This window comes from Pseudovibrio sp. Ad13 (assembly GCF_001623225.1).
Lineage (GTDB): Bacteria > Pseudomonadota > Alphaproteobacteria > Rhizobiales > Stappiaceae > Pseudovibrio.
In genome coordinates this window covers 14,834-27,567 of record NZ_LMCC01000018.1, presented here as the reverse complement: position 1 = coordinate 27,567, position 12,734 = coordinate 14,834, and the positions used below count along the sequence as shown (strand labels likewise).

The window sequence follows — 12,734 nt, the reverse complement described above, 5'->3', positions numbered from 1 at the left end:
AAATGGTTTCAAGTGACCAATGTGATTTGAAGGATATCCAACCCGAAAAGATTAACGATTAACTATTTGCATGAGGTTCGTAGGCTGACAAGAGCTTTCTGGGCAAGCATGACGTGTTTGCCCTCTCGCATGGCGCTCTTTCTGACCCGTGACAATCACAGTTGAGAAGGTACTCATGCGCATTTTTTTGCCACTCCTTTGCTTGCTTGCGGTTGCCAATGGCCTGCCCGCTCATGCCGTGAGTTGGCAAGCAAGTGGGAGTGAAAAGGAACTTCTGCTGTCCAAGGGTGTTGGCGGGCTGACGCTTCTTCATAACCGGGCAGGAAAGATCCACCGTTCCACGCGGGCGGAGATATCCAAGAGTGCGGTGATAACCTCCCTGAATGCAGAAGCGCTTGCGGGAAATGCGGAGGCCGTCTTCGGGCTGGCCGTGGCGCATGAGATGGGGCACGGCGTGCCGCGGGATCTGCCCGTTGCCATGGAGCTTTATGAAAAAGCTGGTGAGATGGGGCTTGCGGCTGCCTACAACAATCTGGGTGAAATCTACCGGCAGGGCAAGCATGGTGCGCCTGATGCGGAGAAAGCACGTGAGCTTTACCAGATTGCCGCAGACTGGGGGGATGCCTGGGCACAGAACAATCTCGGCCTTCTCTATCTGCATGGCATCGGTGTGGCGCGGAATCCGAAGCTGGCCTTTTATTGGGTGAAAGGTGCTGCCATGGCGGGGTTGATGCAGGGCATTGAAAACCTTGCTGGCCTGTATCGTGATGGCGTTGGCGTTGAGCGGGATACCTCGCGTTCTCGTATGCTTTATCACAAAGCTATTTCCCTGGGCTCCATAGACGCGCATGTGCCACTTGGTGAGCTGCTGGAGAATGGGGATGGCGGCGAGGCGGACCTTGCTGCTGCTATCCGGCATTACCGCGTTGCGGCCAATGAAGGTCATTTGCTGGGTAACCATTATCTCGGTACGCTTTATGAAGATGGTGTCGGGGTTGATCGTGATCTGGAGCTGGCTTTCTTTCACTATGAGCGGGCCGCGCGGCGTGGGCTGGCACGGTCTCAATTTGCTCTGGGGCGGTTCTATCTGTTGGGGCAGGGAACAGAACCGAACCTGCAAAAGGCGATCCGGCTTTACAAAGCATCGGCCAAGCAGGGCAATGCGCAAGCGCTGAATGATCTGGGTGTGCTTTATGAGAACGGGCGGGGTGTACCACAGTCCTATGAGTTGGCGCTGGAGTTTTATACGGCGTCCTCAGCGCGCTTTCCGTTTGCTTTGACCAATGCCGGGCTGCTCTACCTGAATGGGCACGGTGTGCGGCAGGATGTGGACCTGGCGAAGAAGCTGTTTCAGCAGGCCTCTGAAAGAGGAGAGCCTGTGGGAGACGTGTTGCTGGGCAAAGTCTATTTGCAGGGCTTCAATGAAGAGCCGAACCCAGGTGAGGCGGCGCGGATGTTTCTGCTTGCCGCGTCCAAGGGCGTGCCGGAAGCGTTTTATCTGCTTGGATACTGTCATGAAAGCGGGCGGTGTCTGGGCCGTAATCTTGTGAAGGCTCGTGACTTTTACAAGATGGCTGCTGACCAAGGATATCGTGAAGCCGAGAGAGCACTGCGTCAGCTTGAATGGCGTTTGAGAACTCAGAGCAACAATTAGAGCATGTTGCGCTCATATGCATTCACGCACCAAGCTCTAACTCTTTAATTTTGCGCGTATTCTTATCCGAAAACCGGAACTACTTTTCGGGAACACGCTCTAGATACAAAAAGAGCCGGTGTTGAGCCGGCTCTTTCAGGCATTCATGCATGCCTGTTATTTGCTTGGTGTACTCTGGTTGGCCTTGTCCATCGGCACGGGGCGCACGATGTTGAACCAGAAATCAAAGCTGTCCAGCATTGCCAGCAGATCGGTCAGTTTGGAGGCTTCTCCATCCACTGTGATCATGCCGGATTTGATGGCCTCATCAAAGGTTTCCATGCCCAGCATGATGCTGTCGAGTGTGCTTCTGTCCAGTGTCACCGTGACGTCTGCATTCTCCAGCTGGTAACCTTCAATATGACTGAGCGCTGCGTTCTGCAGTTCCATTGCATATTTCTGGTCTGTATCCGGGAAGATCCAGTTCAGCTTGATTTGCTGATTGCCCGCCTTTGTGTTGTTCAAACGCATGGCCGCGTAATCAAAGAGCAGATCCACATCCATGGAGCGGATGATATCCGGGCTGGCCGTATCAACGGCAGGCAGTTCCTGAATGCCGGAACGGAGTTCCTTGGCGCCGGAAAGGTAGAAGTTGCGCCATGGACCGGATTCTGCCTGATAGCCGAGCTGTTCTAACGCGTCTGCCTGTAATTGTGCGGCATCTTCATTGTCTGGTTCTGCAAAGACCAGATGGTTGAGCACTTCTGCCACCCAGCGGTAATCACCCTTGTCAAAGGATTCCTGCGCTTTTTGGAGCAAGATCACCGAGCCGCCCATGAACTCGACGTATTTGGGGCCAGACAGGCGTTCTGGATACTCATGCAGTGTGGCGGGATTGCCGTTGAACCAGCCCAGATACCGCACGTAAGTGGATTTTACGTTGTGGTTGAACGAGCCGTAGTATCCGCGGGTGCTCCAGTCATTTTGCAATGTTTCCGGTACTTCCAACATCTCGGCAATCTCAGTCATGCGGAAGCCATGGTTGGCCAGTCGCAATGGCTGATCGTTGATGTAGCGGTACAGATCGCGCTGGTTGCGCAGGTGTTTCACGATGGTGTCATTGCCAGACAGATGCCAGTGGTGTGGGGCGAAGAGGACTTCAACGTCTTTACCGTACTTGTAGATGGCCTCGTTGATGTATTTGGACCAACCCAGTGGATCTCTGAGTTTCGCGCCACGCAATGAGTATGTGTTGTGCATTGTGTGGGTGGCATCTTCTGCGGTGCAGAGAGCTTTGAACTCCTGAATGTAGAAGAAGAACTCTGAGGGAGCCTCTGAATCCTGAGCCATCCAGAAATCGAAGGTGAGGCCATCGATTTTATGGGTTTCGCCGTTGTCCCTAATGATATCGGTTGGCGGAATGAGCGTGACCGTGCCGCTTGATGTGGTTGGACCGAGGCCCGCGCCGACCTGTCCTTCCGGAGAGTGCGGTAGCAGGTTGCCATACATGTAAGAGGCGCGTCTGCTCATGGCGTTGCCGGCCATTACGTTTTCTGAGACGGCATGTTCCATGAAGCCTTCGGGGGCATAGATTTTGACTTTGCCGTTGGCGACATCGGCTTCATCCACCACGCCGCGGACACCGCCGAAGTGGTCTACATGGCTGTGGGTGTAGATGATGGCTTTGACCGGCTTCTTGCCGCGCTGGGCATAATAGAGCTCCAGTGCATAGCGGGCGGTTTCCTCGGAGATCAGCGGATCTACGATGATGATGCCTTCGTCGCCTTCAATGAAGGTGATGTTGGAGAGGTCTGCCGCGCGCACCTGGAAGATACGTTCTGACACCTGAAAGAAGCCGCTCAGCAAAATGAGCTGGGACTGACGCCAGAGGCTTGGGTTGACCGTTTCAGGGGCAATGGAGCCTTGCATGATGAAGTCAAACTTGGAGAGATCGTAGACGATATCGCCCTTGGCGTTTTTGACTACACCGCCTTCTGGCAGTGGAGCGAGATAACCTGCCTGCGCATCCTTGAAGTCTTGCTCGTCGGCAAAATGCAGTTGCTTCAGGATGTTTTCATAAAGATCTCCGGTGAAGCGTGTCGCCGGTTTGGTGATGGTCTCTGCGGTGGTCGCGGTGAGCGAGAGAGACCATGCAATGCTTACGGTGGCAGTTGCGCACAAAATTTGGCGGGCAAGGGATTTCTTGGTTTTATTGAGCGTCATTCCCGACCTCCAGAGTAGAGTTGCCCTTCTCCTTATAGGCGTGCGGTTAAGGCCTCAGCTCAACCACTGTTTGAAATGAGGTTTTTGGTTGCTGAAGGCCTAATGAGGTGTTGCTGTTACAGGATGTTTTCTTGAGGGGCGTGTGCTTTTGATTGACTTCCTTCAGAAGGAGAGAGAATGATTGCTCAGTGGTATTTCAAGGTGTTGCTTTAATGAACTCGCGCGTGCTCTTTGCCTTTTTTCTGATCGGTGTTTTTTCTTGTTCAGTGCAGGAGGTTTCAGCTGCATCTGTTGTTGAACAAGGCCGTTCAGGTAGGATCCAGGAAGCGCTAGAAGAGAACGCGTTTCCGCGTTCGATACTGGAAGAGCATCGAGCGCGTGTGGAAATCATCGACTTTGATGCGTTGAGACTACAGGCTGAGCAGGGTGATGCGGACGCTCAGTACCAGTTGGGCAGGGCTTTCTGGTCGGGAGGTGGCGTTGCGTTGGACTATGAGAAGGCTTTTTACTGGCTGACTAAAGCTAATGAGCAGGAGCACGTGGATGCACGTGTTCCGCTAGCAACTATGTATGAGCGTGGATATCATGTGTTGGCTGACTATAAGCGGGCAGCCGAACTTTACTTTGAGGCTTCTCAGCAAGGTGATGACTGGGCGCTTGCCCAGCTGGCTACTATGTATATTTCAGGCGAAGGGGTTAGGAAAGATGTCAACTACGGGTTGAAGCTTCTGCGCCAATTGGCAGATTTGGAGCACTACGCTGCTCTGGTTTATCTAGGTGATTACGCTAGTGAGGGGCTGGAAGGTATTGCGCCTGATTATGAGCAGGCTGCAGAGTACTTTGAGCGCGCACGTGATGCTGGTAGCAATATTGCAGCCTCCCGGCTTGCGGATATGATCTATGCCGGACATTTGGGCGATGTGGATATGGAGCGAGTGTTTGCTTTGCTAGAGGAAGACCTCAGCTATTACTCTCTGAATGCGGCTATCAGTTTTGCTGAGATCTATCTGGATGGGACGGAGGTTCCGAGGGATGCCGCCAAAGCGCTGGAGTATTTTGAGCTTGCTGCAGAATGGGGCTCCTCTTATGCGTTGGTTGAAATCGGTGAGATCTACGAGGACGGGGAACTTGGGCAGGTCGATTACGAAAAGGCGGAGGCTTATTATCAGCTTGCCCGGAAGCAAGGTAATGGCAACGGGTCCGCCTTTCTTGCGTATCTGAAGCGTTTTGAGGTTTCTGATGAGATCGATCCGGCTGAGGTGATTGCTTTGCTTGAAGAGAGTATCACGCGTGGGTCGTACTCCGGAATGGTCGGGTTGGGGGATTGCTACCGGGACGGCTACGGTATGGAGGCCGATCACCTCAAAGCTAATGACTATTATGAGATGGCTGTCGATGCGGGTTCTACTTTGGCGCTGGTTCGCTTAGGCAACGCGTATGATGAAGGCCTTGGTGTTGAGAAGGACTACGCCAAGGCTATCCGTTATTATCAGGATGCGGTTGATAATGGATATCAGCGGGCCAGTGCTGATCTAGGTTTCCTTTATGAACAAGGGCTTGGCACGGAGAAAGACCAGAAAAAAGCGAATGAACTCTATGAGAAAGGACATGAAGCCGGAAGTGCTTTTGGGGCCTATCGTCTTGGCTTGATATACTATTACGGGGACGGTGCTGAGCAGGATTATCCGACGTCTTTGAGGATGTTTCATAAGGCTGCAGATCGTGGAAATCAGAGTGCCTACGCCTATTTGGGATACCAATATCATTATGCGTTGGGTGTTGCTGCGGACTCATTTGAGGCGCGATATTGGTACGAGTACGCACTTACACTCGGGATTGATGATGTAAAAATAGACCTTGCCTTTCTTGAAGAGGATGGGTTAGGCGGTCCACGAAATCTGCAGAGAGCAAAACAGCTGTACAGAGAGATCAGCTCTGAGAATCCTGAAGCGCTTTACCATCTTGCTCGTTTGGATGCTGAAGCTGATCCCGCAAACTTACTGCTTACTGAACACGTGAATGCTTACCACGCTGCTATGGAGAAGGGTAGTGATGCGGCGAAGCTTGAGCTTGCCAATATCTATATGTTCACCAACGGGAGTTTCCGGGATGTTGCAAGAGCAAAGCGGTTTCTCGAGGAGCTTGTTGAGACTGGCTATACCGACGCTTATGTGTACCTTGGGGCGTATTACGATGAGGTGGCACTGAACCAACAAAATGCGATGAAGCAGTCAATCGTCTGGTTTGAGAAAGCTGCAGAACTCGGGAACACGTATGCAGCGCAACGTTTGGCCTGGATTTACAAACACAGCCCACCTGAAGGATTCCGTGAGGATAAGCTTCAATACTGGAAACAGAAACTTGGCTTGGGTGGTGACGCTTCAGCCGCATACAGCGCGGCATACTATTTGGAGTTCAGCCGACTGGAGCAGGATATGAAGTTGCAAGAGCAGCTTTACAACGTCGCAGCCAATGCCGATGATTTAGATGCTCAATTGAAACTGGCAAGGAAGTACATTTCTGGCTCAGAATACACCAGTGATTATGAGGGAGGCGTGGGCCTGCTGCGAAAAGCTGTTCGCACGCATGGAGGAGCGCAAGCCTATCGGATTACAAAGTCCTTGTCTGGCGGCCTCTCCCTACAAGATATGCTCAAAGAAAAGGAGGGGTATAATCGTGACTGGGACCACAAGGTTCTCACGGCTATCAATCTTTTCTACGGCCTTACAGTCCCGAAGAATGCCAAAATTGCAGAAAAGCTCATCCGGTCAGAGCCAGATCGCTGGGAGTTTTCGCCGGAAGTGCGCTATACGCTTGCCGCTATTATTTTTGAGAAAGCTTCGCCATCGGCTGCTGAGCTTGCGGAGGCACTGCAAGCATTGACTATCACTGCGAATGCTGGTTATGCGAGCGGGCAAAAAAGATTAGCTGAGCTTTATGAGCAAGGGCAGCATGTTGAGCAAGACTATCGAAGAGCGGCCATGTGGTACCGCATTGCCAGCGCAAAAGTGCCTGCTCTGAAGGTACAAGTTGCGCGCCTCATTTTGCAAGGGAAAGTGGATGCTGGGTTTGATGAGGATGCTTTACAAGTGCTGACGGGTGCCGCTGAGCAGCTAAACCTGCAAGCGATTGACTTGCTTGTCGATTATTGGGCGGAGCAACAGCCTGATGGGTATGAGCATAAACGATGGGTTCGGCGACAGACGCGACTGAATGACCCGTCTTCATAACGGCCTAGTATTACCCTTGTTGAAGCGAACAACTAGGCGTTTTGAAGGATCTATTTGGAGAAAATCGAATTTGTTATATGAATCGCGAGCACTAACTGTCGTAAGGCTAATTTCTCAAACTTTCTGATAGGCCGTCTTGTTGTGCCGTTCCATCATGCGGTCGGGGGCTCCAAGTGAGGTGAAGCCGAATTGTTTGTAGAGGTCGTGCGCATCTGCTGTTGCCAGCAGGACGCGGCGGAGGCCTTGCAGCTCGGGGTGGGCATCGATTGCTTTCATGAGCTGTTTGGAGAGGCCTTTGCCCCGATGAGCGGGCGTTACAAAGACATCGCCCAGATAAGCAAAGGTGGCTTTGTCTGTGATGACGCGAGCGAACGCAACTTGCTCTCCGTTTGGCAGATATAGCCCGAAGCACAGGGAGTTTTCTATGGATCTGTCAAAGACATCCCGTGGCAAGCCTTTGCTCCAATAGGCGTCTTCTGAGAGGAACTGATAGATCTTGTCGCGCTGAAGTTTGTCTTTATCGGTTGAGATTTCGATTTCCAGAGTTTGGGTCATTTTGAGCTGCTTAGGTCTGTCGTTCAGGAGGTTTGGAGGCTGGTTTCAGGCTTTGGAGCCCGGACGACCAGCAAAATTGCGGCGGAGAGCAGAGTGAGTAGAGCGGAAAACTGGATGGTGTTTCCGAATGTGGTGATGCTTGCCACTGTGCCGGTCATCATGTTGCCAACCAAGGCGCCTGCGAAAATGGCATTTGTGTAAGACGCCGTCGCGATCCCTGGTCGATGCGGTGCGTATGCCTGGATGAATGTGAGGCCAAGCCCGACGTTGATGCCATAGTACAGACCTTCCAGAGCGCAGAGCAGGTAGATTTGTGAGGGATCGGTTACCCGTACAATCAGAAGGAAGAAGAGTGTTCCAAGCAGAGCGGAGAACAGCATAGCGTTCTTCTGGCCCAGCTTTTGAGCAGGCTTGACGACAAAAAAGATGGCTAAAACCTCGACGAAACACTTCACTGAGAAGGCGAGGCCCGGGGTTGCTATCGGGAAGCCCATTTCCTCAATGAAGAAGACGGGACCTGCGGATACAAAGATGACGTTGGCCGAGGTGAGCGCAAATATGGGCAGGCAAGCGAGGATGAGGGCGAACGGAACCGGTTCAATCCTGCCATTCTCGCTGGTCTTGATCGGATGGTGGGTGGTGAAGCTTTTGGGAACGATCCAAATGCCCATCGCCAGCCAACAGATGCTGATGACGCCGGCTGTCGGGAAAATGGAGCTGACGCCGAACATGCCGTAGAGCGTGAAGGCCAGCGGTGTGCCGACCATCCAGCCTAACGACATGGCAATGCGCAGGTGTGAGTTGAACCTGGCAGGTTCCCGATTGGTTTGTTCTGCGAACAGGCGGCCAAAAGAGAACATGGTGGAGAGCACGCCACCTGAGACACCCATGAGCGGCACGCCCATCAGAAGCATCCAGTAGGCTGGCACTGTTGATTGAAGGCCCATGTTGAGCATGTAAAGCGTGGAGCAGAATATCAAGATAGGCTTCAGACGTGCTCCGGCATCAATACGTGCGCCGAAATAGCGGTTTGAAAACAGTGTGATGGCGGTTGAACCGACGATGTAGACCGCGAGTTTCCATGCTGGCTCGCCAAGCTCTGTGACAACATAAGAGCTGTAGAGTGGGATGAGGCAAGCAATCGCCAGAGAGCCAATGAGCATGTAGACGTGAATCAGTATTGGGAAACGATCCAGCATTGCCAGAGCCGCAGGAATAGAGCGCATGGGGAATCCAAAGGTGATGGGGAAAGACTTATGGAGTCTTGCGGGAATGTACGTATTGATACATCTCCTTGAACGAAATGCAAGCAGGAGATGTTATCGCGCTTTTATGCGCGCTGATCCAGCCAGCGCAAATGCTCAGGATGTTTGTGCAAGCTGCTGGTGTTGGGGGGGCTTGATGACCAACAGGATCAAGGTGGCCAGAGCAGCAAGGACTACGCTGCTCAGGATTGTGTTTTGGAAGGTGGTGTAGGATGCGACAAGCCCAGTGAGGACATTGCCTGCCAGACCGCCAACGAAGATGGCATTGACGAAGTAAGAGGTCGCGATGCCGGGTTTGTGGCGGGCATAGTTCTGAATGAACGTGATGCCCACACTGGCACAGATGCCATAGTACATGCCCTCAATGATGCAGAGCATGAGCACTTGCTCAACGGAATTGGCGCTTGTGATTGTTGCAAAGAAGAGCATGGCACCCAGGCCAGAGAGCAACATCATATTCCGTTCGCCAATCCGCTGTGTTGGCTTGATTGCAAAATAGATGATGATGACTTCGAAGAGGCTTTTGGTTGCAAAAGCCCAGCCGGGGACGGAGACCGAGAGGCCCATCTCCTTAATGAAGTAAACGGGGCCTGCTGAAAAGAATACGCTGTTTGCAGCAGACAAGGCGAACACGGGAACACATGCGATCAGCAACATCATGGGAACTGTGTCTGCAGTGCTGCTTTCCTGAGCGTGCTTCTTGATGTGAGTTTTCAGCGTTGCGGGGATGAACAGCAGGCAAAGGGTGAGCCAGATAAAGGCTGAAATGGCTGCTGCAAGATGGATTTCCTGAAACCCATAGGTGCCATAAAGCAGGAAGGCGGCAGGCGGACCGAAGACCCACCCAAGCGACAGGCAAATGCGCATGTGAAGGTTGAAGGTGCCCGGATCGCGTCCGGTCTGCTCTGCAATCAACCGACCCGTGGAATACATGGTGGACAGAGCGCCGGCGCTGATGCCGATCAACGGGATGCCGAAAATGATGAGAGACAGATAGGAGGGAGTAGTCAACTGGATGAGAGTATGAACAGTGAAGGCGCAAATGTTGATGAGAAGCAATGGCTTGACGCGGTTGCCGCCATCAATGAGACCACCAAAAATGCGGTTGGTGGCAAGAGACACGACTGAAAAACCGCCGATGACGAGCGCAAGATTAAACGCTGGTTCCTGCAATTCCTCAATGATGTAGGTGCTCAATAGTGGGATTACGAAGGCAATCGAAAATGCGCCGAAAAACATCACTGCGAAAAATAAAATTGGGAACTTATCAAGTCTTTGTAATGGACTGCTAATAGGATTCAAGAAAAACTCCACGCCCTAACCTTGCAAAAGATGGTTTCGGGCCAATCGCTCTAATACTACGTAAATTACCTGATGAGGGTGTCGTGTAAAGTGAGCAATTTTAAGCACAGAAAAACACAGTGAAGGCCCGGGTTTTTCTGGATGTCATGTATCTCTAAGCCTTTGGAAGATTATTGATTATTGTTGATCGGATAAAGGTGAGCTGGATTTATTCTGTTTGAGCATCGCTGCTTTGCTTCTCGAATATTGACGGTTGGTTTTTTTGAATTGGCTGGGATATTTTTGGAGTGGTTGGTGGGAGGTCTGCATGCTCTTTGCCTTTATTCTTGCTCTTACGGGTATTTTATTCGGTGGCCTTATCGCCATCTTGTCAGTCTATGCGCTGATTAAAGAAAAGCGATTTGTTGACAATGAGGGGCGTGTTGTTGAGCTTGAACTTCCATTTTTTGGCAAGCTGAAAACAAACGCGGCACCGATTGCTGTGACGTTCATTGGTGGAGGATTGATTGTCTTTTGCCTGCAGCAATTTGGCAATGCTCCCAACCTGACTGAGCTTGTTGCTACGGTCAGAATTGAACAACCGCATTCCGTCAACATGGTTGCGCTGGCCGTTGTTAGCGATGAATGGGATTCCGTGGAGAGTTGGGGGAGCGAGGAAGAGCTTGAGATCAAGTTGACCGTTCCCAGCAACTGGAAGTCTTACAATGGATATCTGGTCCCGCTGGGTGATCCGGATGTTGCTCCCCGATTTTTTAATGCAGGCGAGAAGTTTAAACCGACCGTTGTTTTGAGCAAAAACCGCTAAGGAGGAGCGTAGATGATGATCCGGCATTTCGCTCGTTTTGTGATGTTTTGCGCCTTGGTTTTGGTCAGTATACCAGCGTTCTCAATGGGGGGATGCGAGGGGAGTGATGCCGGAACGGGTGCACCAGCAGCCTCCGTGTGCGGGCAAGCTGTCGATGATCAAAATGAGCCCATTGCAAATGCACCATTGCTGCTGAAAAACAAGGATAGCGATAAGGCGATTACTGTATTCACGGATGATCAGGGCTTCTTCAGAGCGTACAATCTGGATAGCGGTGAATATTCAATTGAGCTGCCAGAGGGTTTAGCAAAAGAGTTTTCTGTCGCTCCCTCTGATGAAGCTTTGCCTGCCAGCAGTGTTGCAAGCAGACGAGACAAGAAAACCATAGAGATTAAAGAAAAGAGCTTCTTTCAGAACATGCTCAGTTTGCAGCCTGAGGCCGTTGATGCTGGAAAAATTCAGCTTGAGGTTGAGCAGAACCTGCAGAGATAATGCGGTTGGGAAGACTGGATTGGTCAGGTCTTTGATGAGTTGATCTTTACAAAAAGTCAGAGCGGCAGCTGAGGTTAAGTTCAACTGCCGCTCTGATTTTGTTTTATGCGTATCCTGCGATGAGGATCAGATTAGTTCTTCGCTTTGTCGACCAGCTGGCCAGCGGAGATCCAAGGCATCATTTCGCGGAGCTTTGCGCCAACTTCTTCAATTGGGTGCTCGTCGTTCAGGCGGCGTGTTGCTTTGAACTTGGCGCCACCAGCCTTGTATTCCTGGATCCACTCAGAAGTGAAGGTACCGTTCTGGATTTCTTCCAGTACGCGTTTCATTTCTGCTTTGGTCTCAGAAGTCACGATGCGTGGGCCAGTCTGATACTCACCCCACTCAGCAGTGTTGGAGATGGAGTAGTTCATGTTCGCGATGCCACCTTCGTAGATCAGGTCTACGATGAGCTTCACTTCATGCAGACACTCGAAGTATGCCATTTCTGGTGCGTAACCAGCTTCGGTTAGGGTTTCGAAACCTGCGCGGATCAGTTCAACCAGACCACCGCAGAGAACTGCCTGCTCACCGAACAGATCGGTTTCACACTCTTCACGGAAGGAGGTTTCGATGATGCCGGAACGACCGCCGCCAACGCCGGATGCGTATGCCAGACCGAGGTCTTTTGCGTTGCCTGTTGCGTCCTGGTGAACAGCGATCAGGCAAGGTACACCGCCGCCTTTCTGGTATTCGCCGCGTACGGTGTGGCCTGGGCCTTTTGGTGCAACCATGAGAACGTCGATGGTGGACTTAGGCTCGATCAGACCGAAGTGAACGTTCAGGCCGTGTGCGAAAGCGATTGCTGCGCCGTCACGGATGTTGCCTGCGATATCTTCTTTCCAGATGTCTGCCTGCAGCTCATCAGGAGTTGCCATCATCATCAGGTCTGCGTCTTTTGCTGCTTCTGCAACAGTCTTACAAGTGAAGCCGTCTGCTTCAGCTTTCAGGCGTGTTGTGGAACCTTCGCGCAGAGCGATGGTGATGCCTGCAACGCCGCTGTCTTTGAGGTTCATTGCATGTGCACGGCCCTGAGAACCGTAGCCAATGATGGTGATGTTCTTGCCCTTGAGCAGGTTCAAATCGCAATCGCGGTCGTAATATACGCGCATGGTACTACCCTTTGTTTCGCCCGTGCCTTTCCCAAAGCACGTATGGTCTAGTTTTTGGTTTGCGTTTCCCTGAAAATC

General features: G+C 51.9%; 9 protein-coding genes. 4 read left to right on the top strand and 5 right to left on the bottom strand.

Annotated features, from left to right (window positions below):
- Window positions 1-175: 175 nt before the first annotated feature.
- Entirely contained in the window at window positions 176-1,654 is a 1,479-nt protein-coding gene (locus PsAD13_RS21735) for an SEL1-like repeat protein (protein ID WP_063319456.1), read from the top strand.
- A 156-nt stretch (window positions 1,655-1,810) separates the two neighbouring features.
- Here the strand turns inward: PsAD13_RS21735 and PsAD13_RS21730 are convergent, their stop codons facing one another.
- Window positions 1,811-3,856, bottom strand: a complete 2,046-nt coding sequence (locus PsAD13_RS21730; protein WP_063319455.1) for an alkyl sulfatase dimerization domain-containing protein — start codon at window positions 3,854-3,856, stop codon at window positions 1,811-1,813.
- Window positions 3,857-4,068: 212 nt separating this feature from the next.
- Here PsAD13_RS21730 and PsAD13_RS21725 point away from each other — a divergent pair, with 212 nt between their 5' ends.
- Entirely contained in the window at window positions 4,069-7,086 is a 3,018-nt protein-coding gene (locus tag PsAD13_RS21725; RefSeq protein WP_063319454.1) for an SEL1-like repeat protein, read from the top strand.
- A gap of 114 nt (window positions 7,087-7,200) precedes the next feature.
- Here the strand turns inward: PsAD13_RS21725 and PsAD13_RS21720 are convergent, their stop codons facing one another.
- From PsAD13_RS21720 to PsAD13_RS21710, 3 genes are all read right to left on the bottom strand, one after another.
- The gene (locus tag PsAD13_RS21720; protein ID WP_063319453.1) at window positions 7,201-7,641 is read right to left on the bottom strand and encodes a GNAT family N-acetyltransferase; all 441 of its coding nucleotides are present in this window, start codon (window positions 7,639-7,641) and stop codon (window positions 7,201-7,203) included.
- A gap of 23 nt (window positions 7,642-7,664) precedes the next feature.
- Complete coding sequence (locus PsAD13_RS21715; protein ID WP_063319452.1) at window positions 7,665-8,867, bottom strand: MFS transporter; 1,203 nt, start codon at window positions 8,865-8,867, stop codon at window positions 7,665-7,667.
- Between the two features lie 135 nt (window positions 8,868-9,002).
- Window positions 9,003-10,208, bottom strand: a complete 1,206-nt coding sequence (locus tag PsAD13_RS21710) for an MFS transporter (protein WP_208986864.1) — start codon at window positions 10,206-10,208, stop codon at window positions 9,003-9,005.
- Window positions 10,209-10,515: 307 nt separating this feature from the next.
- Between PsAD13_RS21710 and PsAD13_RS21705 the strand changes: the two genes are divergently transcribed.
- Both PsAD13_RS21705 and PsAD13_RS21700 read left to right on the top strand, forming a co-directional pair.
- On the top strand, window positions 10,516-11,013 hold the full coding sequence (locus tag PsAD13_RS21705) for a hypothetical protein (protein WP_063293866.1): 498 nt from the start codon (window positions 10,516-10,518) through the stop codon (window positions 11,011-11,013).
- Between the two features lie 12 nt (window positions 11,014-11,025).
- Window positions 11,026-11,505 carry a carboxypeptidase-like regulatory domain-containing protein gene (locus PsAD13_RS21700; RefSeq protein ID WP_063319450.1) on the top strand — a complete coding sequence of 160 codons (480 nt, stop codon included), beginning with the start codon at window positions 11,026-11,028 and terminating at the stop codon, window positions 11,503-11,505.
- Between the two features lie 131 nt (window positions 11,506-11,636).
- On the opposite strand, the gene ilvC is transcribed toward PsAD13_RS21700, so the two are convergent.
- A complete protein-coding gene (gene ilvC, locus PsAD13_RS21695) occupies window positions 11,637-12,656 on the bottom strand; it encodes a ketol-acid reductoisomerase (protein ID WP_057465770.1) in 1,020 nt (339 codons plus the stop codon).
- Window positions 12,657-12,734 lie beyond the last annotated feature (78 nt).

Excerpts from the sequence above, each read along its gene's own strand:
- PsAD13_RS21735 (WP_063319456.1), top strand. The coding sequence starts at position 176 with ATGCGCATTTTTTTGCCACTCCTTTGCTTGCTTGCGGTTGCCAATGGC.
- PsAD13_RS21730 (WP_063319455.1), bottom strand. The coding sequence starts at position 3,856 with ATGACGCTCAATAAAACCAAGAAATCCCTTGCCCGCCAAATTTTGTGC.
- PsAD13_RS21725 (WP_063319454.1), top strand. The coding sequence starts at position 4,069 with ATGAACTCGCGCGTGCTCTTTGCCTTTTTTCTGATCGGTGTTTTTTCT.
- PsAD13_RS21720 (WP_063319453.1), bottom strand. The coding sequence starts at position 7,641 with ATGACCCAAACTCTGGAAATCGAAATCTCAACCGATAAAGACAAACTT.
- PsAD13_RS21715 (WP_063319452.1), bottom strand. The coding sequence starts at position 8,867 with ATGCGCTCTATTCCTGCGGCTCTGGCAATGCTGGATCGTTTCCCAATA.
- PsAD13_RS21705 (WP_063293866.1), top strand. The coding sequence starts at position 10,516 with ATGCTCTTTGCCTTTATTCTTGCTCTTACGGGTATTTTATTCGGTGGC.
- PsAD13_RS21700 (WP_063319450.1), top strand. The coding sequence starts at position 11,026 with ATGATGATCCGGCATTTCGCTCGTTTTGTGATGTTTTGCGCCTTGGTT.
- ilvC (WP_057465770.1), bottom strand. The coding sequence starts at position 12,656 with ATGCGCGTATATTACGACCGCGATTGCGATTTGAACCTGCTCAAGGGC.